Origin of the sequence: Ruegeria profundi (assembly GCF_001507545.1) — a bacterium.
Classification (GTDB): Bacteria; Pseudomonadota; Alphaproteobacteria; order Rhodobacterales; family Rhodobacteraceae; genus Ruegeria; species Ruegeria profundi.
This window is the reverse complement of sequence record NZ_LQBP01000006.1, coordinates 251,568-274,921: the sequence shown is the minus strand read 5'-3', so window position 1 is coordinate 274,921 and position 23,354 is coordinate 251,568. Positions and strand designations below refer to the sequence as shown.

The 23,354-nt window shown below is 57.9% G+C and carries 22 protein-coding genes; 9 read left to right on the top strand and 13 right to left on the bottom strand.

Going from position 1 to position 23,354, the window contains the following annotated elements:
• The first annotated feature begins 110 nt into the window (after positions 1-110).
• Genes AVO44_RS13495 through AVO44_RS13475 form a run of 5 tightly spaced genes read left to right on the top strand, consistent with a single transcriptional unit; the run spans position 111 to position 6,825 of the window.
• Positions 111-2,513: a GcvT family protein gene (locus AVO44_RS13495; RefSeq protein ID WP_068337805.1), complete on the top strand. Its 2,403-nt coding sequence runs from the start codon at positions 111-113 to the stop codon at positions 2,511-2,513.
• Entirely contained in the window at positions 2,513-4,066 is a 1,554-nt protein-coding gene (locus tag AVO44_RS13490; protein ID WP_068337803.1) for a trimethylamine methyltransferase family protein, read from the top strand. Before AVO44_RS13495 ends, AVO44_RS13490 begins: the two co-directional genes overlap by 1 nt.
• Positions 4,067-4,741: a TetR/AcrR family transcriptional regulator gene (locus AVO44_RS13485; protein WP_068337801.1), complete on the top strand. Its 675-nt coding sequence runs from the start codon at positions 4,067-4,069 to the stop codon at positions 4,739-4,741.
• A complete protein-coding gene (locus AVO44_RS13480; protein WP_068337799.1) occupies positions 4,738-6,042 on the top strand; it encodes an NAD(P)/FAD-dependent oxidoreductase in 1,305 nt (434 codons plus the stop codon). Before AVO44_RS13485 ends, AVO44_RS13480 begins: the two co-directional genes overlap by 4 nt.
• 51 nt (positions 6,043-6,093) lie before the next feature.
• On the top strand, positions 6,094-6,825 hold the full coding sequence (locus AVO44_RS13475; protein ID WP_068337797.1) for a hypothetical protein: 732 nt from the start codon (positions 6,094-6,096) through the stop codon (positions 6,823-6,825).
• Positions 6,826-6,829: 4 nt separating this feature from the next.
• Here AVO44_RS13475 and AVO44_RS13470 read toward each other — a convergent pair whose 3' ends face one another.
• Positions 6,830-7,189: a DUF3307 domain-containing protein gene (locus AVO44_RS13470; protein ID WP_420865719.1), complete on the bottom strand. Its 360-nt coding sequence runs from the start codon at positions 7,187-7,189 to the stop codon at positions 6,830-6,832.
• A 243-nt stretch (positions 7,190-7,432) separates the two neighbouring features.
• Here AVO44_RS13470 and AVO44_RS13465 point away from each other — a divergent pair, with 243 nt between their 5' ends.
• Positions 7,433-10,429, top strand: coding sequence for an ABC transporter transmembrane domain-containing protein (locus AVO44_RS13465; protein ID WP_068337793.1), 2,997 nt, complete (start codon positions 7,433-7,435; stop codon positions 10,427-10,429).
• A 93-nt stretch (positions 10,430-10,522) separates the two neighbouring features.
• Here the strand turns inward: AVO44_RS13465 and AVO44_RS13460 are convergent, their stop codons facing one another.
• The 8 genes from AVO44_RS13460 to AVO44_RS13425 all read right to left on the bottom strand — a co-directional run bounded on the left by AVO44_RS13460 (position 10,523) and on the right by AVO44_RS13425 (position 18,286).
• A complete protein-coding gene (locus tag AVO44_RS13460) occupies positions 10,523-11,755 on the bottom strand; it encodes a mandelate racemase/muconate lactonizing enzyme family protein (RefSeq protein WP_068337791.1) in 1,233 nt (410 codons plus the stop codon).
• Positions 11,756-11,771: 16 nt separating this feature from the next.
• Complete coding sequence (locus AVO44_RS13455; RefSeq protein WP_068337789.1) at positions 11,772-12,866, bottom strand: Zn-dependent alcohol dehydrogenase; 1,095 nt, start codon at positions 12,864-12,866, stop codon at positions 11,772-11,774.
• A gap of 81 nt (positions 12,867-12,947) precedes the next feature.
• On the bottom strand, positions 12,948-14,147 hold the full coding sequence (locus AVO44_RS13450; RefSeq protein ID WP_068337787.1) for a TCR/Tet family MFS transporter: 1,200 nt from the start codon (positions 14,145-14,147) through the stop codon (positions 12,948-12,950).
• Between the two features lie 71 nt (positions 14,148-14,218).
• Entirely contained in the window at positions 14,219-14,941 is a 723-nt protein-coding gene (locus tag AVO44_RS13445; protein ID WP_068337785.1) for an alpha/beta fold hydrolase, read from the bottom strand.
• A gap of 12 nt (positions 14,942-14,953) precedes the next feature.
• Positions 14,954-15,742 (bottom strand): 3-oxoadipate enol-lactonase, encoded by a 789-nt coding sequence (gene pcaD / locus AVO44_RS13440; RefSeq protein WP_068337783.1) that lies wholly within the window; start codon positions 15,740-15,742, stop codon positions 14,954-14,956.
• A gap of 59 nt (positions 15,743-15,801) precedes the next feature.
• Positions 15,802-16,776: a threonine ammonia-lyase gene (locus tag AVO44_RS13435; RefSeq protein WP_068337781.1), complete on the bottom strand. Its 975-nt coding sequence runs from the start codon at positions 16,774-16,776 to the stop codon at positions 15,802-15,804.
• The gene (locus tag AVO44_RS13430) at positions 16,773-17,600 is read right to left on the bottom strand and encodes an alpha/beta fold hydrolase (RefSeq protein WP_068337780.1); all 828 of its coding nucleotides are present in this window, start codon (positions 17,598-17,600) and stop codon (positions 16,773-16,775) included. Before AVO44_RS13430 ends, AVO44_RS13435 begins: the two co-directional genes overlap by 4 nt.
• The gene (locus AVO44_RS13425) at positions 17,600-18,286 is read right to left on the bottom strand and encodes a haloacid dehalogenase type II (RefSeq protein WP_068337778.1); all 687 of its coding nucleotides are present in this window, start codon (positions 18,284-18,286) and stop codon (positions 17,600-17,602) included. Before AVO44_RS13425 ends, AVO44_RS13430 begins: the two co-directional genes overlap by 1 nt.
• A 127-nt stretch (positions 18,287-18,413) precedes the next feature.
• Here AVO44_RS13425 and AVO44_RS13420 point away from each other — a divergent pair, with 127 nt between their 5' ends.
• The gene (locus tag AVO44_RS13420) at positions 18,414-18,842 is read left to right on the top strand and encodes an FKBP-type peptidyl-prolyl cis-trans isomerase (protein ID WP_068337777.1); all 429 of its coding nucleotides are present in this window, start codon (positions 18,414-18,416) and stop codon (positions 18,840-18,842) included.
• Positions 18,843-18,866: 24 nt separating this feature from the next.
• Here the strand turns inward: AVO44_RS13420 and AVO44_RS13415 are convergent, their stop codons facing one another.
• The 4 genes from AVO44_RS13415 to fabA are packed head-to-tail and all read right to left on the bottom strand — an operon-like array spanning position 18,867 to position 21,696.
• A complete protein-coding gene (locus tag AVO44_RS13415; protein WP_068337776.1) occupies positions 18,867-19,052 on the bottom strand; it encodes a hypothetical protein in 186 nt (61 codons plus the stop codon).
• Positions 19,053-19,111: 59 nt separating this feature from the next.
• A complete protein-coding gene (locus tag AVO44_RS13410) occupies positions 19,112-19,903 on the bottom strand; it encodes an enoyl-ACP reductase FabI (protein WP_068337898.1) in 792 nt (263 codons plus the stop codon).
• Positions 19,904-19,908: 5 nt separating this feature from the next.
• Positions 19,909-21,138 carry a beta-ketoacyl-ACP synthase I gene (gene fabB, locus AVO44_RS13405; protein ID WP_068337775.1) on the bottom strand — a complete coding sequence of 410 codons (1,230 nt, stop codon included), beginning with the start codon at positions 21,136-21,138 and terminating at the stop codon, positions 19,909-19,911.
• Between the two features lie 48 nt (positions 21,139-21,186).
• Positions 21,187-21,696, bottom strand: a complete 510-nt coding sequence (gene fabA / locus AVO44_RS13400; protein WP_068337774.1) for a bifunctional 3-hydroxydecanoyl-ACP dehydratase/trans-2-decenoyl-ACP isomerase — start codon at positions 21,694-21,696, stop codon at positions 21,187-21,189.
• A gap of 188 nt (positions 21,697-21,884) precedes the next feature.
• Between fabA and irrA the strand changes: the two genes are divergently transcribed.
• Both irrA and AVO44_RS13390 read left to right on the top strand, forming a co-directional pair.
• Positions 21,885-22,301: an iron response transcriptional regulator IrrA gene (gene irrA / locus AVO44_RS13395; protein ID WP_068337773.1), complete on the top strand. Its 417-nt coding sequence runs from the start codon at positions 21,885-21,887 to the stop codon at positions 22,299-22,301.
• 255 nt (positions 22,302-22,556) lie between these two features.
• Entirely contained in the window at positions 22,557-23,354 is a 798-nt protein-coding gene (locus AVO44_RS13390) for a phytanoyl-CoA dioxygenase family protein (protein ID WP_068337769.1), read from the top strand.

The window sequence follows — 23,354 nt, the reverse complement described above, 5'->3', positions numbered from 1 at the left end:
CACGCTGCGTTCACGGAAACATTACGCGCGGTCTGGACTGTACAATAATGTCTAGACAGAAGTGAACAGTGGGTCTAGCGTCCTTCCCGAGTCACGCAGGAGAGGGCAGGATGAAATCTCAGTATCGCGTTGTGGTCATTGGGGGCGGTGTAGTCGGCGCCTCGGTTCTGTATCATCTGGCCAAGTTCGGCTGGTCGGATGTTGTGATGCTGGAACGTCGGCGTCTGGCGTCCGGCTCGTCCTGGCACGCCGCCGGAGGCATCCATGCGTTGAACGCCGATCCGAACATGGCGTCGTTGCAAGCCTACACCATTGACCTGCTCAGCGAGATTGAAAAGGAATCCGGCCAGAATATCGGCTTGCACATGACAGGCGGTTTGACGCTGGCTGGCACTCCGGAGCGCTGGGAATGGCTGCAAGCAAACTACCGCATCTTCCAATCCATCGGCATTGATGATTGCGAGCTGCTTTCCCCGGAAGAGGCGCAACGGCGCTGCCCGATCATGTCCACCGATGGTGTACTAGGTGCCATGTGGGCGGATCGTGAAGGATACATTGATACGACTGGCACAGTGCAGGCTTATGCCACGGCGGCCAAAAAACGGGGCGCGGAGTATTACGAGGAAACCAAGGTCGAAAGTCTGACGCAGACCGCGGATGGCTGGCAGGTGGTGACCGACAAAGGCACAATTACCTGTGACCATGTGGTCAACGCGGCGGGTCTTTGGGCCAAGCAGGTGGGCCGTATGGCAGGTGTCGAGTTGCCGGTCTCTCCGCTTAAGCACCACTATCTGATCACGGATACGGTGCCCGAGCTGGCTGAGGCAGAGTTTGAGATGCCGATGACCGTTGACCTCGAAGGCTTCACCTATATGCGGCAGGACCAGAAGGGGGTTCTTGTCGGAATCTATGAGGTCGACCACGAACACTGGGCCATGGACGGCGCGCCTTGGAACTATGGTGAGGAGCTGTTTCAGGAACAGCTCGACCGCATCGAGAACGAACTGACGCTTGGCTTTGAACGCTATCCGTCGATTCAGAATGTTGGCATCAAGACATGGGTGAACGGTGCGTTTACCTTCTCGCCTGACGGCAACCCTTTGGTCGGTCCGGTGCCCGGCAAACGCGGATACTGGTCGGCCTGTGCGGTAATGGCTGGATTCTTGCAGGGCGGCGGTGTTGGCAAGACTCTGGCCGAATGGATGATCCATGGTGAGCCCGAGGCAGACGCGTGGCCAATGGATGTGGCACGCTATGGCGATTTCGCGCAGAACAAACGCTACATTCGCGAAACAACCGGTCAGTTCTATTCCCGCCGTTTCGTGATGACCTACCCGAATGAACAACTGCCCGCCGGACGTCCGCTTAAAATGGCCCCGGCCCATGACGCGATGACCGAGGCAGGCTGCAAATGGGGCGTAAGCTGGGATCTGGAAGTACCGCTTTATTTCGCGCCGAAAGGGTTTGAGGAAACGCCGACGCTCAAGCGGTCGAACGCGCATGATATTGTGGCCGAGGAATGCAAGGTGATCCGCGAAGGCGTGGGCTTGATGGATATCACAGGCTTTTCGCGGTTCGAGGTTTCAGGCCCGAATGCCGAGGCCTGGTTGGATAAAGTGATGGCCTCAAAACTGCCCGCGCCGGGGCGGGCCAAGCTGGCCCCGATGCTGGGCGAGAACGGGCGTCTCAAGGGTGATCTGACTGTGCTCAACTGGGGTGATGGTACGTGGTGGATCATGGGCAGCTACTACCTGCGCGCCTGGCACATGCGTTGGTTCGACGATCACATGATCAAGGGCGTTAACGTCCGCGATCTGGGTGAGGAGTATTGCGGCTTTGCCGTGGTTGGTCCGAAATCGCAGACCGTGGTTGATAAACTGGCCGAACAGGACATCTCAGGCCTCAAATTCATGGGGTGCGGAGAGTTCGATATCGGGCTGGTCCGCGCCCGCGTTGCACGCATGTCGGTGACGGGTGAAAAAGGGTATGAGATCAACTGCCGGTACGGTGACCACGTCAAACTGCGCCGGATGCTGCTTGAAGCAGGGGCCGATCAAGGCATCCGAGAATGCGGTTTCAACGCGATGCTCTCAACCCGGTTAGAGAAGAGTTTCGGCATCTGGTCCGCGGAGTTTACCCAGCTTTACACGCCGGGGATGACCGGAATGGATCGCTGGATCGACTGGGACAAGGATTTTGTTGGTAAAGAGGCTGCCGTGGCCGAGCGCGACGGCAATGGCCCCGCGCAGGTGCAGGTGACACTGGAAGTCGACGCGTTAGACGCCGATGCCAGCGGGTACGAGCCGATCTGGTCGGGTGAGGATCGCGTAGGTTTCGTGACCTCGGGCGGCTATGGGCATTACACCGGCAAGTCGCTGGCGATGGCGCTGGTCAACCGCGACAAGGCTGAACCGGGCACGGAGCTGACCGTGCATGTGGTCGGTGTTGAACGCCCCGCGCGCGTCATCGCTGCGTCCCCATACGATCCGCAGGGCAAGGCGATGAGGGGCTGATGGTGATCTCACAAACGTCCGAGCGTGGTCGGCGTCGGCGTGGGCGCAGCGCTGACGCTGCACCTCCGCCCAGCCGCGACGTGAATTACCGCCAGTTAAAAAACCCCTTCCCGCAGATGGAGGTTTTTCCGGCAGAGCATATCGCGGACATGCATGAAACCGCTCTGCGAACGCTTCAGAAACTTGGGGTCAAGGTATTGTTGCCCGAAGCGCGTCGGTTGTTTGCTGCGGGCGGGGCGCGTGTGGATGAGGACAGCGAAATGGTCTTCATCGGGCGCGAGATTGTCGATGCGGCGGTTGCGTCAGCCCCGAAATCCATCTTGTGCCGTGCGGGTGCGCGCCATCGCGACTTTACACTGGAACTGGGTAGCCTTGTGTTTCAGCCGGGTGCAGGGGCCCCGAACGCCACCGATCTGGAACGCGGTCGCCGGCCCGCCACCGGGCAGGACTATCTGGAATTTCTGAAGCTGACGCATCACTTCGACGTCTTCCAGATGATCTCGCCTCAGGTCGAGCCGCAGGATGTACCGACCCATCTGCGCCATTATTTCACGACACAGGCGCAGATGGAGCTGACCGACAAGTTCCCGTTCTTCTTCTCGCGCGGGACGCCGCAAGTGATGGATTGCTTTGAGATGCTTTCAACGGCGCGGGGGTTGTCGGATGACGAATTCCGCGGCAACGCGCATTGTTATACGATCATCAACACCAACAGCCCGCGGACGCTGGATATTCCGATGGCGCAGGGCCTGATCGATTTTGCCCGACATGGTCAGATGTCGATCATTACGCCATTCACTCTGATGGGTGCAATGGCTCCGATTACCGTGGCAGGTGCAATTACCCTGTCCCATGCCGAGGCCTTGGCGGCGCTTACACTAACCCAATTGGCCAACCCCGGCGCGCCTGTTTGCTATGGAACCTTCACCAGCAACGTAGACATGAAATCGGGTGCGCCAGCCTTCGGAACGCCCTCGCATTTCCAGGCGTCACTTGCGGCGGGACAACTGGCGCGGCATTTGGGCTTGCCCTGGCGATCTGCGGCCGGGTCGGCGTCGAACATCAACGATGTGCAGGCGGCAAACGAAAATCAGTTTGGCCTGTGGGGTTGCCTGATGGCCGGGGCATCCGTTGTAATCCACTCTGCCGGGTGGCTTGAAGGCGGGCTGACCGTGTCCTTCGAGAAACTGATCTGTGACGCCGAGGTGCTGAACATGGTCGCCGAGCTTTGCGCTGGGGCACAGGCTGGGACGGCTGAGATCGGTTTTGACACTGCGTTGCGAGAGGTCGAGCCCAGCGGGCACTTCTTTGCGTCGAGCCAAACGATGGAACGGTACAATACCGAGTTCTACCAGCCACACGTCCATGACTATGCCAATTTCGGAACCTGGACCGAGCGCGGATCGGTTGACGCCAATCATCGTGCAACGGCTGTCTGGAAACAGATTCTGGATGAGTTTAAGGCACCGCCGACAAACAGTGACCGACTGGGAGCCTTGCAGGACTTGATCGCACGCCGCACGTCCGAAGGCGGCGCGCCGCCGGAGAGTTGAATGAGCACCAAACCCATCCTGCACCGGGACGACCCCGAAGCTGAGCCGTTGGTCGGCAACATCAAGGTCACGCGTGAAGACTGGCTGAACGTGGCGATGGATGTGCTTATCTCGGACGGTGTGGATCAGATCAAGGTTTTGAACCTGGCCGAGCGGATGGCGGTGTCGCGGTCCTCTTTCTATTGGTACTTCAAATCGCGGCAGGAGTTGCTGGATGCGTTGCTGGCGCGGTGGCAGGCGACCAACACCGCTGCGCTTGTCGCACAGGCCGAATCCCCTGCAGACACCATCACAGGGGCAGTTTGCAACGTTCATCGCTGTGTGGTGAACACTGATCTCTTTGATACGGCGTTGGATTTTGCCGTACGGGACTGGGCGCGTAAATCGGGTAAAGTGCGGCGTGCGCTGGATCAGTCGGACGCCCGGCGTCTTCAGGCTTTGCACGCAATGTTCACCCGGTACGGCTATTCCGAGGTCGAGGCCGAGACCCGCGCGCGTGTACTCTACTACATGCAAATCGGTTACGATCTTGCCCAGTTGAACGAGCCGATGGAAACGCGGTTGTCGATGGTGCCGCACTATCTATACGTCTTCACTGGGGTTGAGCCAAAGCCCGAGGAAGTCGAGGAATTCAGCGCCTATTCAAAGCGCTATTTGGAAGGAGACACAGAATGAGCCAACCAGACGCAATCATCATCGGCACCGGTGTCATTGGCGCCGCCGTGGCGTTCGAAATGGCCAAGGCCGGGTGGAAGACCCTATCGCTCGACCGCAACAGCCAGGTCGGCCACGGTTCGACCGCTGGATCATGCGCGATCATTCGCATGCATTATTCAACCTTCGACGGCACCGCTTTCGCGTGGGAGGGCTATCATTACTGGCGGGATTGGGCTGAGTATCTTGGGCTGCCCGCAGATGCCAATCTGGCGCAGTTCCGCGAGACGGGTTGCCTGGTTATGAAAACCGACGCCAATGGGATGCTGGAAAAGCACAAACAGAACAGTGCCGATCTGGATTGCCCGTTCGAGGACTGGTCGCCCGAGAAGATCACCGAACGTCTGCCGGTCTATTCGCTGGACAGTTTCACGCCACCCAAACGCATGGATGATCCGGAATTCGGCCATCCTAACGGGCGCAAAATGCAAGGTGGTGTGTTCTGGCCGCAGGCGGGCTATGTCACGGATCCGGCACTGTCGGCGCAAAACCTGATGGACGCAGCAAAGCTGCACGGGGCCGAAGTTCGCACCGGCGCCGAAGTGGTTGAAATATTGGTCGACGAAGGCCGCGCGGCTGGCGTGAAGCTGGCCTCGGGCGAAGAAATACGGGCCAAGGTTGTGGTGAACGTGGCCGGGCCGGGATCGGCGATCATAAACAAGATGGCAGGTGTTCTGGATGACATGACCATCGAAACACGCCCGCTGCGGCAAGAGGTTGTGCATGTGCCCGCGCCCGAGGGGTTCGATTTCGAGAATGACGGAACCATAGTCTCGGACAGCGATATCGCCTGTTATTGCCGCCCCGAACATGGCAACCACATCCTTGTCGGCTCAGAAGACCCGGAATGTGACCCGCATCAGTGGTGTGAGGATGACGTCCACTACAATCACGATTTCACAGATCAGTGGACGACGCAGGCGATGCGCTATGCCCAGCGCGTCCCCAGCCTTGGCATCCCATCCAAAACACGCGGTGTAGTGGACCTGTATGATGCCTCGACCGACTGGATTCCGATTTACGATAAATCCAGTCTGCCGGGCTTTTACATGGCCTGCGGCACCAGCGGGAACCAGTACAAGAACGCGCCGATTGCGGGCAAGATGATGGCGGCCCTGATCGACTATTGCGAGGGCGGCGCGGATCACGATACGCAACCGTTGCAGTTTGAACTGCCCTATATCAAGCGGATGATTGATGTCGGGTTCTATTCCCGCAAACGCCCGATCAACAAAGAAAGCAGTTTTTCGGTTCTGGGCTAGCCGCCTCTGGAAAACGCTCTAAGATTTCTGGGAACCAAAAAGGGGCCCAGAATGACCGAGCCAATGAACCGAGTTCTGATACTGGGAAGCGCGCCAAGTGCAGCCGAGGCGAAATCTTGGGCGCGCGCCCCCTTTACCCATATCGTTGCAATCAACAACGCGTGGCGCATCCGGCCAGATTGGGACGTGCTGATCCACCCAGAGGATTTCCCAACGCAAAATCAGCCGGGCCGCATGGCACCACATCAGCGGGTTGTGACGGCCGAGGAATATGTCCCGGCACAGAACAGGTTTGGCGGGTTTGTCTATGCGGGCGGAACAATGGCATTTACCGCTGGCTACTGGGCATTGGCGGCGTTGCGCCCCTCAGTAATGGCGTTTTTCGGGTGTGATATGGTGTATCCCGGAACCGGTAAAACCCATTTCTACGGAACCGGAGCAGCGGACCCGCTGCGAGAAGACGTTACCTTGCGGTCTCTTGAAGCCAAATCAGCGCGCTTGGCCATGTTTGGCGCGGCTCAGGGCTGCCGGGTTGTCAGGCTGTCAAAGGGTGAAAGCCGTTTGCTGTTTCCATCAGTTGATCGGAATACCCCTGCGGCGCGCGATCTGCCGAAGACTGACGGGATGGTCGGAATACTTCAGGCGGAACGAGATTTGGGATATTTTGTGCCGTCCGGGCGGTATTGGGAGGCCGCGGAAACCTTCGACGCTGCCAAGCTGGATGCCTTGGATCAGCAATGGTTGGCAGCGTATTGCCCGGCCGCGTATGAGAATGTTGCTTAGACAATTACGTAGTAAATTTCACCCACGCCCAGACCATGGCAATATAGGTTAGGTTATGCATGAACTGATCCAGCCCCGCGGCACGCCAATAAGCTGCCTGCGTTGGGGATAACTGCTTCTTGTCAGAATAGCTGGCCTTGGCAAAGTCGATATTGAAATGCACGATCCATTCCAGCCCTGCAATGATCAGGATAAACGACCAAGGGGCGCCGAACAGCAAGAAAACGATGACCGACCCGATAACGTGCACACCAGCATGCTGCGCACGGCCCCAATGAAAGTACTCGCCACGGCCTGACAACATTTTAGGAGTTTGTAGGTAGAAATCCGCAAACATATGCTTGATTTGCAACAAGCAGAGCATCAATAGCACTGCACCCAGGCTGGCAGTCAAATTGTTCCTCCCGATATCGTCCGTTGCAAAGTCTAGGCGCTAAACAGGTGCGGCGCAAATGAACTAGTTCACAAACGGCAAATAAATGACCAAACTGGAAATTATTTGCGTCTTATGTCGCGGTTGCGATAAAATCAGGGTGTTGGATTTGCGGCGCTGTCGTCAAGATCGGATCGGTGATCCAAACCAGGGGCAAGTTATATAGAACGTTCAATTTTCCAGTTCATTTGGAAGTATTCAAAGCGCGATCAGCTAATTCTGTTGGCCGTGACGGCTACACTCTTTCCGCTGCTGTATCTGACACTGGAATTGCCAAAGCGGATCATCAACGACGCAATCGGTGCCGCCAGTCCGATCGTGGATTTTCTGGGTTATGAACTGACGCAGACGACGTTTCTTGTGATCCTGTGTTTCGCGTTTCTGGCGGCTGTGCTTGCCCACGGCTTGATGAAGATGCGCATAAACACCATGAAAGGTGTGCTGAGCGAACGGATGCTGCGCCGGCTGCGGTACCAGTTGATCAATCGCGCGCTGAGGTTCCCCCAACCATATTTCGAACGGGTCAGCCAAGGCGAAATGGTCTCGATGATCACAGCGGAAAGTGAGCCGATGGGCGGGCTGATGGGGGATGCAATCAGCCAGCCGGTTCTGCAAGCCGGGCAGATGATTACGATCCTGTCCTTCCTGTTCCTGCAAAGCGTCTGGTTTGGATTGGCCGCCGTCGCGCTGATACCGCTTCAGGCTTGGCTTATTCCCAAACTGCAACGCCAGATCAATCTTCTGAACAAGAAACGTATACAGGAAGTCCGCGTCTTGGCGGCACAGATCGGTGAGAACGCCGCGGGGGCTTCGACTCTGCGCGCAAATGGCGGTTGGCGCTATCGCAGGGCCATGATCTCAGAGCAGCTTGGGCGGTTGTTTGGCATTCGCTTCCAGATTTACCAGAAGAAATTCTTCATGAAGTTCATAAACAACTTCATATCGCAACTTACGCCTTTCATGTTTTATCTGGTTGGCGGCATTCTGGTGCTGCAAGGATCTGTTTCGCTGGGTGCCCTGGTGGCGGCGCTGGCAGCGTACAAGGATCTGAGCGCGCCGTGGAAAGAGCTGCTGACCTATTACAACCAGACGCAGGATATGTCTTTGCGGTGGGACGTGGTCATCGAACGCTTTGCCCCGCCGGGAATGCCCGACGAAAAGCTGTTTGAAGGTGAGCCTGAGGCGCGACCACATCTGAAAGGAGATATCGTTCTGGATGGCGTTTCCGTCCGGGATATGGACGGCAATCAGGTACTTGACGATCTGAACCTTAGCTTTTCGGGCGGAAAAACCGTCGGCATCGCTGCCCCGAGCGAGGAGGACAGGCGTGCCCTGTCCGAACTTTTGACGCGGGAAATTCTGCCCAGTTCGGGCCGGGTTGAGATTGGGGGCGAAAACCTTTCGACCCTGCATCAAGCCGTGGTGGCCGCACGCATTGGCTATGCCTCGTCGCGCCCCGTTATGTTCCAGGGCACTTTGGGGGATAACGTCATGATGCCCATACGGCAAAAGCCCGTGACGCTGGAGAACGATGATCCCGACTTTGCCGAGACTCAACGCGCGGGCAATAGCTCTGATCCGTTCAACGTCGAATGGCTGGACCCGTCCCTGGCGGGTTTGAGCACCCCAAAAGAGCTGCGTGACTGGTGGTTACGCCTGATTGATGGCATGGGGTCTGGGGCTGCTCTTTTACGGCGTGGGTCCGAGCAAATCTTTGATGCTACCCAGCACCCGGAATTGGCACACAAGCTGGTTGAAGTGCGGCCTCTGGTTCAGCAGGCGGTGCGAAAGGCCGGGCTGGAACAACAGGCACTGATATTCGATCGCAGCATTTACAACCCGGCCTTGCCCGTCGCGGAAAACCTGTTGTTCGCAACACCGCGGGTTCCGGTCACGCAAGAACTGTTGGCCAGCCAAACGATTTTTCTTGGACAACTGCGCGAGTTGGGGCTGGATGAAACTTTGGTCGGCCTGACCCGCGACGTGATCGAGATGCTGCGCCAGATCTTTGGCATTGATGGCACCGACCACCCGCTGTTCCGCAAACTCGGACTACAGGCCCACACGTATGAGGCTGCGTTAGAACTGGTCGAGCGGACACGGAACGAAGGTGTATCCGGGCTTGATGACGAGCAGTTGGCCAATCTGCTGGCCGTACCCTTCGTGATTTCAGCCGAACAAATCGGGCCCGCCTTCACGCAAGAGCTTAAAGATCGTATTCTTGAGTTAAGACACAGCCATTCCGAGAAACTGTTAGAGCGGCTGCAAGATGTCTTTGTGCCGCTGGACAAAGACGAATTTGCACCCGGACTGACGGTGATGGAAAACGCGCTGTTCGGCAAGGTCAGCCAGATCGGGGGCGGACGCTCGGATGACGCGCGCAAGCTGATTGTCGATGTTCTGGACAAAAACAGTGCGCGATCGCTCGTGGTCGAATTGATCTATGATATGCCCGTTGCCATCGGTGGTCAGAACTTGCCAGCCGTTCTTGCCGAGCCTCTGGCCTTTACTCGTGCGACCATCAAAAAGCCGGATATCCTGATCCTGGAAAACGCGCTGGCCAGTTTTGACATGGCCACTCAGGTCTCTGTTTACAAAAACCTGCGGGAATTGCTGCCGGATACAACGGTGATTTATCTGAACGATCACTTCGAGAATCCCGATGTATTCGACATTTATGTCGAAATCCGGCAGGGTCGGGTGGTTTCGGATGAAGGGGATGCGACCGTGGAAGAGGACAGCGCCGCCTCGGCAGACTTGGCGCGAAAGCTGCGCGCATTGGAGCGGACACCGCTGTTTTCAGGTCTCGACCGTAGACAGATTCGCCTTCTGGCTTTTGGTGCGCAATGGTTTGACGCGAAACCGGGTGAGGTTGTGTTCCTGAAAGACGACCAACCCACTGATGGCGCCTATGTGGTGCTCAAGGGTGAGGCCGCGCTGTACCTCCCGCAGATGGAAGGCCCGGATCAACTGATCACCAAGGTCGGGCCGGGGGCATTGGTCGGAGAGTTGGCTCTGATCCGCAAAGAACCCCGTGCTCTGACCATGATTGCCGAATCCGATTTGTCCTGCCTGCGGATCGGTGAGGAAGAATTCCTCGCGGTGGTTGAAAACGACGCCGCAACTGCGTTCAAGCTGATGCAGGTGATCGCGGGATACGTCACGAATTAAACGTCGGCGTGGTATGGAACGGGACAGATTCTCTTGGTGACCTGCGCGTTTACAGAGGCTTTTTCCGTATTGTCTTCGAAATCGGGGTGTTTGTTACCCCTCGGTCGCGGGGGCGCCACCCTGAAAGGCGTTACCGTTGGCATAGTCGCAAGGGTCTTCCTGCATTTGCAGATGCAGGCCGTCGCCCGCGTAAGGGTTTGCGCGCGCCAAGTCTTCGTCTACTTCGACCCCAAGACCCGGTGCGGTTGGGGCCGTCACAAAGCCTTGGTCGACGCGCAACGTGCCCTTGATCAGCTGATCGTGGAAAGGGGTTTCAATAGTTTCCAGCAACAACAGGTTTGGGATCGATGCGGCCAGATGGATATTGGCCGCCCACTCAATGGGTCCAGCGTAAAGGTGCGGTGCCATCTGGGCGTTAAAAACTTCGGCCATGGCTGCGACCTTCTTCATCTCCCAAATGCCACCGGCGCGGCCTAGGGCGGGCTGCAGAATCTCGGCGGCGCCTGCACGCAGGACGGCCCCGAATTCGGCTTTAGTGGTCATGCGTTCCCCGGTCGCGACCGGAATGCGGACGTTGCGGGCGACGCGGGCCATGTCCTCGATCATGTCGGGCGGGGTCGGCTCTTCGAACCAAAGCGGCGAATAGGGCTCCAACGCCTGCCCCAGCCGAATGGCGCCTGCAGTGTTGAACTGACCATGGGTACCGAACAGCAGATCGGCCTTGTCGCCAACAGCCTCGCGGATCGCTTTGCAAAAGGCCACCGACATCGAGATATCGGACATTGCGGGCATGTGTCCACCGCGGATCGTGTAGGGGCCAGCAGGATCGAACTTGACCGCTGTGAACCCGCGGCGCACCATCTCTGCCGCGCATTCTCCGGCCTGCTCAGGAGAGGTCCAGAAATCAGCCAGATTATGCTGGGGCAGGGGATAAAGGTAGGTGTAAGCCCGGATTCGTTCGTTCATCAGACCACCCAGCAGAGCATAGACGGGGCGGTTGCGATCTTTGCCAAGAATGTCCCAGCAGGCGATTTCCAACCCCGAAAATGCGCCCATCACGGTCAGGTCCGGGCGCTGTGTAAAACCGCTGGAATAGGCGCGGCGGAACATCAGTTCGATATTCTCGGGGTTTTCGCCCAGCATGTGCCGTTCAAAGACATCCCTGATCACATGGCGCATCGCCTCGGGTCCGACCGAAGAGGCATAGCATTCGCCCCAGCCGGTGATACCGGTATCGGTTGTGACTTTCACCAAGATCCAATACCGCCCGCCCCAACCCGGTGCGGGCGGAGCGGTTACGATGACGTCGAGGTCCTGCAGTTTCATCCCAAGCCCCTTCTGGTCAGTCTCTGTTGAACAGGATCACGTTGCGCTTTGCCGATCCGGTTTTGGTGTCCGCAATCGCCTCATTGATCTGATCCAGCGACCATCGGCCCGAGATCAGCTCATCCAGTTTCAACCGCCCTTGATTATAGAGGTCGATCATCCACGGGATATCGCGCTGGATCACCACATCACCCATTTTAGAGCCAACGATCCCCTGGCCCAGCGCTGCCAGAACGACCGGCTCATAGGTGGACATATCACCCGAATGCGGCATGCCGATCATGATCGCTTTGCCGCCCCGCCCCAAGTATCGCGGTGCTTGGTCATAGGCCGGGATCGCGCCAACAGTGATCAGGACCACGTCTGCACCGCGCCCACCCAGCGCCTTGAAGGCGGCTTTCCAGGGGTGCTGAGTGCTGGCCAACACACCATGCGTTGCCCCGAACTCCTTGGCGATTTCTAGCTTTTCCTCAGTCATGTCGACAGCCACGATCCGCCGTGCGCCGGCAAGGCGTGCGCCCTGAATGGCGTTCAACCCCACGCCGCCAGCGCCGATCACAACCACATCCTGACCCGGACGAAGCTTGGCGGCATTCACCGCAGCACCGACCCCGGTGATGACCCCGCACGATAGCAGACTGGCAACATCTTTTGGCATGTCCGATGGGATTTTGACGATTTGCCGGTGGCTTACAACGACCTTTTCGGCAAAGGCACCGCAGGCCATCGCCTGATCCAGTGGCCCGTTGTCCGCGGTCCGCAACGGGCCTTTCACGGTGTCATACGGTGTCTCGCATATGGTCGGCTGCCCGCCCGCACAGGACGGGCACGTCCCGCACGCACGGATCAGCGTGACAACAACAGCATCTCCAACCTTGAAGTCGCCCACAGCGTCACCGGTTGCCGTAACAACCCCAGCAGCCTCATGCCCGTATACGGCGGGCAGATGGCCACCCCACGCGCCGCTGGCGAAGGTGATGTCGGAATGGCAGATCGCGACCGCGTCAAGAGTTACCTCAACCTCACCCGTCGCAGGGGGCGCGATCAGAATATCCTCGATAACCAGAGGTTCGTTAAATGCCCGACATACGGCGGCTTTTATTTTTTGCATGCTGGTATTTGCTCCCTTTTCGGCACGGTGGCGCGGGAAACCGCGGGCCGCAAGACAGAAACCGTCATCAATGCGTCGTTGTTACGCCACGGCAGGGCGTGCGCGCAAAAACATCGCGAATCCCGCACACATCAGCAACATGGCAAGTAGGAAAGGCGCGCCGGGCAGGTAGAATGTCGCGTCCGGTCTTATGAATTGCGCAAACACGGTCGTCATCACCAGCGGGGAGATTACCATCGACAGAGCATGCAGTGAGGTGAGCACACCCTGCAACTCTCCTTGCTGGGAGTCCGGAGTCGCCCGGGACGTCAGCGCCTGTAGGGCAGGGGTGACGACAGCGCCGATCGCAGTGATGGGGATCAGCAAAAGCGCGATGAACCCGTTGGTCAGAAAGGCCAGTAGCACAAAGCTGACGATCTCGAACACCATACCGTAGATGATTGTGACACGCTCGCCCAGATGCCGCGTTGCGGGGCGGATCAGGCCACCTTGTACAGCGGCCATGCCAATTCCGTAGATGCCCAGCGACAGGCCGATCATCTGGGGTGACCAGCCGAATCGTTCAGTCGTGAAATAGGCCCAGATTGCAGGATAGACGTAGATAGAAACCGAATAGAGGAAATAAACCCACAGCATCGGACGGATGCCTGGCAGCGCTGCGATTGCGCGCAAAGAGTTCACGGGATTGGCGCGTCGCAAGCTGAATGCACGGCGTGTTTTGTCGGTCACCGTTTCCGGCATCACCATCAAGCCGAGTAGAAAAGACAGAGCTGACAAGACGGCAGCCGCCCAGAACGGCGCGCGGGTGCCGTACTCGCTCAGCCCTCCTCCGATCACGGGGCCCAGCACGAAACCAACACCGAACGCCGCGCCCAAGAGGCCAAAGTTAGCGGCCTTTTCATGGGGCTTTGAGACGTCTGCCATGAAGGCGGCCGCAGTGGCATGGGTGGCGGCCGTGATTCCGCCGACGATTCGCCCGGCCAGTAACAGCCATATGCTGCCAGCCAGAGCCATCACCACATAATCAAGGGACATAACAAACAGCGAAACCAATAGAATCGTGCGTCGTCCATAAGCATCAGACAGATTGCCGAGGATTGGCCCGAACACAAACTGCATCGCGGCAAAAGCCGTGCTAAGAACACCGCCCCAAATCGCCGCATCGGCCAGTGTGCCGCCCTGAACCTCGACAATCAGTTCGGGCATGATCGGCAACACCAAACCGATGCCCATGGCATCAATCATGACCGTGCCGAGAACGAAGAGAAAGGGCAAACGCATGGTGACCGCTCGTGAGTTTCACCGTGACCCTATCACGCCTTGTTCACCTGTGAAGCACTTGCGCCGCTTGGCTATGCCGCAGGTAGTCTTTTTTCCAGATCATTCAGGACTTCTGCCAGATGACGGGGGTGCGAGAAAAACGGGGAATGTGCGCTGTCAATCGCCCTTCGTAATCCTTCGGGTGCGATGTGGCTCATCTGCTCTTCGTATTCCGGTGGGATCGTACGGTCATCCGTGGCGCGGATATAGGCCTTGGGAACATGCGTAAACTTGTTGGTCAAAGACAAAGGCGTATCTTGCGGCGCGATGGCCTGCGGACACAGGCGTGCAAGGGCATAGGGCACCGTTTCGGGCGGACAGTCATGGTAGAAGATATCGCGCACAGCGCCCGGTTTGACAGTGTACGACTGACCGTCGGTTGACTTTTCAATCGCGTCGGTGATGAGCTGGCGCGGAGATCTCCGGCGCATCTCGATCATGGAAAGCCCGTTTTGCGGGACATAGGCGCACAGATAGATCAGCGCGCGCATGGCTTTGGGGTCGGCCTCAGCAGCGGCGCTGACAGGATAACCACCCCAGGAATGCCCAACGACAATTGTCTCCGGCGCAGATGCCGACAACACCGCGTCGCGGCAACTGTCCAACGTGACATCTGCAATCGGTGTCGGGTCCGAGCCGTGGCTTGGCAAGTCTATGGCGCGAACAGTATGCCCAAGTGCGGTTAATGCCGGAATCAGATCACGCCAGCACCAGGCGCCATGACAAGATCCATGGACCAACAGAAAATCTGCCACAATCGTGCTCCTTCAAATATGTCCGATGTCGGTCAGGAAACTGCGCAGCAGCGCCGCGTATTCCACCGGTTGTTCAACACAGGGCAAGTGACCCGCCCGGCGCATCAGCTCGAACTTGGAACCCGGGATCAGATCGATCGTTTCGCGCACGAGGTCGGGCGGAGTCGATCCGTCCTCACTGCCCGCTATCCCCAGTGTGGGAAGGCGCAGGCCGCTGGTGGGCGTGTAGAAATCGGTGCCAGAAATTGCGGCGCAACATCCAAGATAGCCGTCTACTGGCTGCCGCACCATCATGTTGCGCCACAGCAGGTGATCCGGCGAAGCGCGGAATGATCTGGAAAACCACCGCTCCATCGTTGCATCGGCCAGTGCCTCGACCCCACTTTGACGGACTGCATCCATCCGCTCTTGCCAGATCGAGGGCGTACCAATTTTGGCGGCGGTGTTCGACAGGACCAAAGCACGCACCTGGTCCAGACGTTTTACCGCCAGACCCTGCGCGATCAAACCACCGATGGAAAGGCCGACAAAAACACAATCCCGAACTTCCAGATGATCCAGCAGGGTTTCGGCGTCGCGGACCAGCGCACCCATGGAATAAGGGGCCGGCGGTTGTGACGACAAGCCATGCCCGCGCTTGTCAAAACGGATGACGCGCAAACCTGCAGGAAGATGAGGCAGCACCGCGTCCCAAAGACGCAAATCGGTACCTAGTGAGTTGGCAAAAACGATGGGCGCGCCGCTCGGATCACCATCGACCCGATAGTGTAGGCGCACCTCTCCTGTATCCAAGATTTGCATGACTTAATCCCCTATCGTCATACGTTGATGTAGCAAAGAGACTGGACTATTGGCCTGTGTCAGGTCAAGAATTTCAGTGCTTTGCCAAAGACTTCGGGGTCTGCATTGCCCCCTGACGCTACGACAACCACCGAGTCACCTTCGATCTCATCCTTTCGAAACAGTGCCGAAGCCAGCGATGCGGCGCCTCCGGGTTCCAGCACGATTTTCAAACGCAGAAACGCCAATGCCATTGCATGCATCGCTTCTTTCTCGGTGATCGTCAGACCCGGACCGCACAGGCGGTGCATGATCGGAAAGGTGATGCTTCCGGGCTGCGGCGTCAGGATCGCGTCGCAGATATTGCCCGCAGTCGCGGTGTTGCCTTGTATCTGCCCCGTGACCAAGGATCGTTTGACATCATCAAAGCCCTCAGGCTCACACGGGCGGGTGCGTAGGCCGGGTGCGTGGCCTTCAAGTGCCAGCGCGATCCCTGATGTCAGGCCGCCACCACCGCAACACACCAGAACATCGGCCTGTTCCACGCCCATGGCTGCCGCTTGCCTGGCGATTTCCAGCCCGGTTGTGCCCTGACCGGCAATCACCTGAGGCTCATCATAGGGGCGGATCAGCGTTAGGCCACGTTCAGTCGCCAGTGCCTCGCCAATCTCTTCGCGGCTCTCGTTTGATCGATCGTACAAAACAACCTCACCACCCAGCGCACGGGTGTTGTCGATCTTCAGCCGTGGCGCGTCCGAGGGCATGACGATCACCGACGATATCCCGTGCAAAGCCGCCGCATGGGCGACCCCCTGTGCGTGGTTGCCCGAGGAATACGCGATCACACCGCGCTGCCGTTCCGCATCGCTGAGCGCGGAAATCGCCGACCAAGCGCCACGGAATTTGAAACTGCCGGTATGCTGCAAGCATTCAGGCTTGACCAAGACTCGCCGCCCGGCCAGCTCATCCAGAAAAGGCGAGGTCAGCATAGGCGTTTCCCGAATGTGGCCCTGTAACCGCCCGGCGGCGGCTTCGATCATCTGCAATGTCGTCATAGTTTGCCAATTACCTTACGGATAAGGTCCAGAGACTGCGGTTCGTCCAGAAACGGCACATGGCCGCGATCCGGTATGTCGGCAGATATGAGACCGGGATGGCGTCTGTGCATTTCATCAAGCGTGTTCTTGCCCAAGACGTCTGAGTTCGCACCACGAATAACTCCGGTCGGGATGTCGCGCAGTGCGTCAAAGAACATCCACATATCGGGCATAGCACCTGCCGCTGCCTGATCCAGAAGCGCAGTCCGTAACGCTGGGTCATAGCGCAGGACCAACCCCGTTTCGGTCTGTTCGTACTGTATTTCAGCCTGCTGCCGCCAACGTTCCAGCGACACACCGGGGAAATGCTGCGCCATTCCATGCTGTAGCGCCTTCGCGGCTTCATCATAGGTGCTTGAGGCGGGTTGTTTGCCAACATAGTCCATGATCTTGGCGATGCCGACGGGTTCGATCACCGGGCCTACGTCGTTGAGAATCACAGCCGAAAGACGCTCGGGGTGGCTGGCCGCCAGCGCCATGGCGATCAAACCGCCGCGCGAGGTGCCAAGAACAACCACGCGCTCAACGCCCAAATGATCCAACAACTCGATTACGTCATGAGATTCGCGAAAGATGTTGTAGTTCATGAAATCCGGATCGCGGTCCGATTGACCTCGCCCCCGGTAGTCCATTGTGATCATTCGCAGGTCAGTGACATGCGGTGCGAGAAACGAGAAATCCCGGCTGCAACGGGTCAACCCGGCAAGACACAGCAGCGGGGTTCCTGCGCCGGTATCCGAATAAAACAGGCGTCTGTCATCGGAGGTGGTGAAAAAAGCCATTAAAGCCCAGCGAGTTGAGAGATCGTCGTGAGGTCGTACAGTACATGCGCTGGTTTCCAAGGCAAGCGGTCTATTGGCTCATTGGCTCTGTTTACCCATGCCGTGACGAACCCGTACCCGCTGGCGCCTGCCGCATCCCAGCCGTTTGAACTGACGAACAAAACGTCATCGCGTTCGCCGCCAAAGCGTTTCTGCACCAGATCGTAGACACTGGAATGCGGTTTGAAGACGCCGACGCTTTCGACCGAAAGTACGTCGTCCAGTACGTCACCAATACCAGCCGACTGCACCGCGCCGTCCAACATCGGCAATGAGCCGTTCGACAGGATCGCGGTTTGCAACCCTCCGGCTTTCAGATCGGCCAGCATCTGGGGAACTTCTGGGTAGGCCTGCAATTGCCAGTACAGGTCCAGCAGACGCTGCCGCAAGGCCGCGTCTCCGTCCAGCCCTGAGGCCTCAAGCGCCCAATCCAGCCCATCTTGTGTGACGTCCCAGAAATCGGCATGGGCACCCGTGATTGCGCGCAGCCACGTATACTGAAGTTGCTTTAGCCGCCAGTGGTTGGCCAACTCGGGCCATTTCTGCTGTAGTTTCTCGAATCCGGGTTCGGCTGCAGCCTGTCGCGCGGCGGCGGCTACGTCGAACAGCGTACCATAGGCGTCGAATACGCAGGTGGTGATAGGCATCAAATCTTCTCCCTTGGTCTGACGCAGGGTGTCACAAGTGTTCAGGGCGCAAAAGGGGGAAGGGTTTACAATGCCGTGACAGACCCTAGGCTGTGCCGTTCAATTTTCCAAAGGCCGGAGGCCACCCATGACCGAGATCAAGCAAGGCGACACAGTTCGCATCCACTACAAAGGGACACTGCTGGACGGTAACGTCTTCGACAGTTCCGAAGGACGTGATCCGTTGGAGTTCGTGGTCGGGTCAGGCCAGATCATTCCGGGACTGGATACGGCTATGCCTGGCTTGACGGCAGGCGAGAAAAAGCGCGTTGAGATCGCTTGTGTCGATGCTTACGGGCCGATCAATCCCGCGATGCGGCAGCAGATCCCACGTGAAGGTATCCCGGATGACATCCCTTTGGACCTCGGTACGCAGTTGCAGATGCAAGCGCCTGATGGGCAAGCCCTGCCTGTGACGGTTGTGGATGTGGACGACGCGACCGTTACCCTTGATGCCAACCATCCGCTGGCAGGGCAGGATCTGATTTTCGATATCGAAGTCGTATCGATCAACTAGGTGGCTTGGGTCGGTGTTTGAGGATCAGCCTGAAATCAGGCTGGTCCAGTTTGCAAGGGCTTCGCGTGTATTGGGCTGCGTGAGAAACACGAAAAGCACCAGCAATGTGGTGAGGGCCAGCAACGCGATACGTCCGCGACGGCCCAAGAACCCCGATTTGCGCCGGGACACCTTTGAGGTGTTTGCGATGATTTGGTCTGCTTTGCTCATGCCGTTATCCTTGCCGACGAAAGATGGTTAAATCTTGGCAAGGACAGGGAAAGTTCAGGTCACATATGATCGGGTTGTGGCATACCCAGAACGTGGAAACCTCCGTCGACGCGAATGATTTCACCCGTTGTGCATATCCCGGCGTCAGAGGCCAGATACACCGCGGTGCCGCCAACGGCCTCTAGCGTTGCATTGGACCGCATGGGCGCATTCTGGTCACAAAACTTGTAGGTTTTGCGCGCGCCGCCGATGGCGGCCCCGGCAAGTGTCTTCATCGGCCCGGGTGAGACTGCGTTCACGCGGATACCGTCGGGGCCCAGATCGTTGGCCAGATAGCGTGTTGCCGATTCCAATGCGGCCTTGGCCACGCCCATCACGTTGTAACTCGGAACCACACGGTTCGAGCCTTGATAGGTCAATGTGATCAGGGAGCCGCCATTTTCTTTCATCATCGGATGCGCCCGGCGGGCAACCTCGATGAATGAGTAAACCGAGATATCCATCGAGTTCTTGAAATTCGCACGCGAGGTGTTCAGAAACCGACCCGTCAATTCGGACTTGTCCGAAAAGGCGATAGCGTGGACCAGAAAGTCAATGGTTGGCCAGCGTGCGGCCAATTCGCTAAAGGCGCGATCCAGCGAGGCATCATCGGTGACATCCGTATCCACCATGAAGTCGCTGCCGATGCTTGCGGCCAATGGCTCCAGACGTTTGCCGAAAGCCTCACCCTGATAGGTGAATGCAAGCTCTGCGCCCGCTTCGTGCATGGCTTTGGCAATGCCCCACGCAATTGACCGGTCATTTGCCACGCCCATGATCAGGCCACGCTTGCCCTTTAAAAGATCCGACATCATTGTTACCCGCTATACTTTGACAAGACCATGGACCCATTTGTTCCGCCAAAGCCAAAGCTATTGGTCATCACGCTGTCCAAACCTGCGTTTTCAACCACTTGAGTGGCAATTTCACCGGGCTGGATGCCTTCGGCAAGTGTTTCTACGTTAATCGATGGCGCAATAAAGTCATGCTCAAGCATCAAGAGGCAGAAAACCGCTTCAAGCGCGCCGGCTGCGCCCTGTGCGTGGCCCGTCAACGACTTGGTCGATGAAATCGGAGGCACATTGCCCTCACCAAAGATGCGGCGGACTGCTTCGACCTCACCCACATCGCCGACCGGGGTCGAGGTGCCGTGGGCGTTGATGTAGTTGATCTTGCGGCCTTCCGGCAAGGAGGCCATCGCCAAGCGCATCGCGCGCTCACCACCTTCACCCGAGGGGGCAACCATGTCATGCCCGTCCGACGTGGCCGCAAAGCCGGTCACTTCGGCATAAATCTTTGCGCCGCGAGCCAGTGCGTGTTCCAGATCTTCCAGCACCACGATGCCGCCGCCGCCGGAGATTACAAAACCGTCGCGGTTCGCGTCGAAAGTCCGCGAGGCTTTCTCTGGGGTGTCATTGTATTTCGACGACATAGCGCCCATGGCGTCAAACAGGCAGGAGAGCGTCCAGTCCAGCTCCTCTCCGCCGCCGGCGAATACTATATCCTGCTTGCCCATCATGATCTGCTCGGCTGCGTTGCCGATGCAATGCAGCGAGGTCGAGCAGGCCGAGGTGATCGAGTAATTGAGGCCTTTGATCTTGAAGGCCGTCGCCAGGTTGGCCGAGATCGTCGAGGACATGCATTTCGGAACAGCAAACGGTCCGATCCGCTTGGTGGCACCGGTTTTCATCACGGTCTGATGTGCCGTTAGCAACGCGCTCGTCGACGGGCCACCTGAGCCTGCCACAACACCCGTGCGCGGGCTTTGCACCTGTTCTTCGGTCAAGCCGGAATCCGCTATGGCCTGGGTCATGGCGATATGCGAGTAGGCTGCGCCAGGACCCATGAACCGCAAGGTGCGTTTGTCCACGTGCTCAGCCACGTCAATTTTCAAAGATCCGGCGATCTGGCTACGAAAGCCATGTTCGACCATCTGCTCGTTGGCCTCAATGCCGGATTTGCCTGATTTGAGCGAGGCGAGGACCTCTTCGACATTGTTCCCGATCGAGGAGACGATCCCCATACCGGTGACGACGACGCGACGCATATGCGTACTCCTGTGTTCCGTTCCCTTTTTCATTGACGAAAGCTGGGGTCAGCTCTCAGACAATGCAACTTTCATATCCTTGACCTGATAGATGACTTCGCCATCCGCTTCGACCCGGCCGTCAGCCACACCCATGGTCAGGCGTCGGGTTTGAACGGCCTTCGTGAAATCGACAAAATACTTCAGCATCTTGCGATCCGGGCGGACCATGCCGGTCAGCTTGACCTCACCCACACCCAGCGCATAGCCGCGCCCTTGCCAGCCGCGCCACCCAAGGTTGAAGCCGGTCAGTTGCCACAATCCATCCAGGCCCAGACAGCCCGGCATGATCGGGTTGCCGGGAAAATGACAGTCAAAGAACCAAAGATCCGGAGTTATGTCGAATTCGGCAATCACGTGACCCTTGCCATGCGCACCACCATCGCCGGAAATCTCGGTAATACGATCCATCATCAGCATTGGCGGGGCAGGCAACTGCGCATTACCAGGGCCGAATAACTCGCCACGGGCGCATTTCAGCAGATCGTCCTTGTCAAAGCTGCTCGGGAATTGGGCCATTATGCCGCCTCTCCTGCCAGGGGTCTGTTTGTGTTATCTGGCCTCGTCTAGCACCCGTTTGCAAGGTCCTGCAAGAGCGGTCGCCCGTACCATGAGTTGTTCCGAGGGTTCTTTGCGACTGAATTTCATTTGAAATTACCCGTCCACAGCACTTATATATAGTCAAGCAAAGAATAGGTATCGGATATATGACACCTCAGAGCCAGAACATAGCCACCACCTGGTTGGTCGACGCAGGGTTGCGTCCGACGCGTCAGCGCGTTGCACTGGCGGAGCTGCTGGTTGGGGACGGGCTTCACCGCCACGTCACGGCAGAAAGCCTTTTTGAAGCGGCTAAAAAAAACGGCGATGCCGTATCTCTGGCAACTGTCTACAATACGCTGCGCGCGTTTTGCGACGCCGGTGTGTTGCAGGAAATCACCGTGGATGGATCCAAAAGTTATTTTGATACCAACACGCATGATCACCCCCATTTCTTTTGGGAGGATGAGGGCCGCCTGAGCGATGCGCCGTCAGATCAGCTAGTGATTCAACGCCTGCCCCAAGCGCCAGACGGCGTGGAAATCGCCTCGGTCGACGTCGTGATCCGTCTGCGAAAAAAATAACGTAACGTTTCTTAGGCGGTCAAAACGGTTTCGGAACATGTCTGATCTGCGACGAACACTGCTGTGGCGCGCAGACGAAAGATGCATTGGTGTCGGCACCTCCGGAGGTCCAGTGTTGAAAACACCCAGCCGCTTGGTGCGGAGTCGTGCGCCTGTAGTCAGATACCCAGTACCACGCGTTTCCTTTAAGATATGGGTTGAACACCGGGGCAGTCTCATGCCCAGATCACGCAGGCCTACGGAACGGAGACAGGCATGACGCACCCATTGGTCACGCAAGAGATGATCGATACCTATCAGCGCGACGGTGTCGTTCTGATCAAAGGTCTTTTCTCTGATCATGTTGAAGACCTCAAAGACGGTGTGGCCGAAAATATGACGAATCCGGGCCCGTACGCGTCGGACAACAGAAAACAGGGCGAGACAGGATTGTTCTTCGATGACTATTGCAACTGGTCTCGGATTGATCAATTTCGAAACGTCATCGAGAACTCTCCGGCCGCCGAAGTCGCGGCGGACTTGATGCAATCGCGAACCGTGCAGGTATTCCACGATCATGTACTGGTGAAAGAGCCCGGCACGTCGATGGCCACCCCATGGCATCAGGACGGGCCGTACTATTTTGTCGAAGGTCAGCAAACGATCAGCTTTTGGTCGCCACTTGACCCGGTGCGAGAAGCCACGCTGCGTTGCGTGGCTGGGTCGCATCTGTGGGACAAAGAGGTCTTGCCCACCCGCTGGGTGTCGGAAGAGGGATTCTTTCCGGATGAGGGTCAGTACATTCCCGTCCCGGACCCGGATGCCGAGGGGATGACGGTCGTCGAGTACGAAATGGAGCCGGGTGACGCGGTGGCGTTCAATTACCGTACGCTTCATGGCGCGCGCGGAAACCGGTCCGATAGTCGTCGCCGGGCGTTTTCACTGCGCTTGGTCGGGGATGACGCGCGCTATGTCGAACGTCCGGGCCGGACTTCGCCGCCGTTTCCCGGACACGACATGACCCCCGGCCAGCGCCTGCGTGAAGATTGGTTCCCAGTGCTGCTCAGGCGTTGA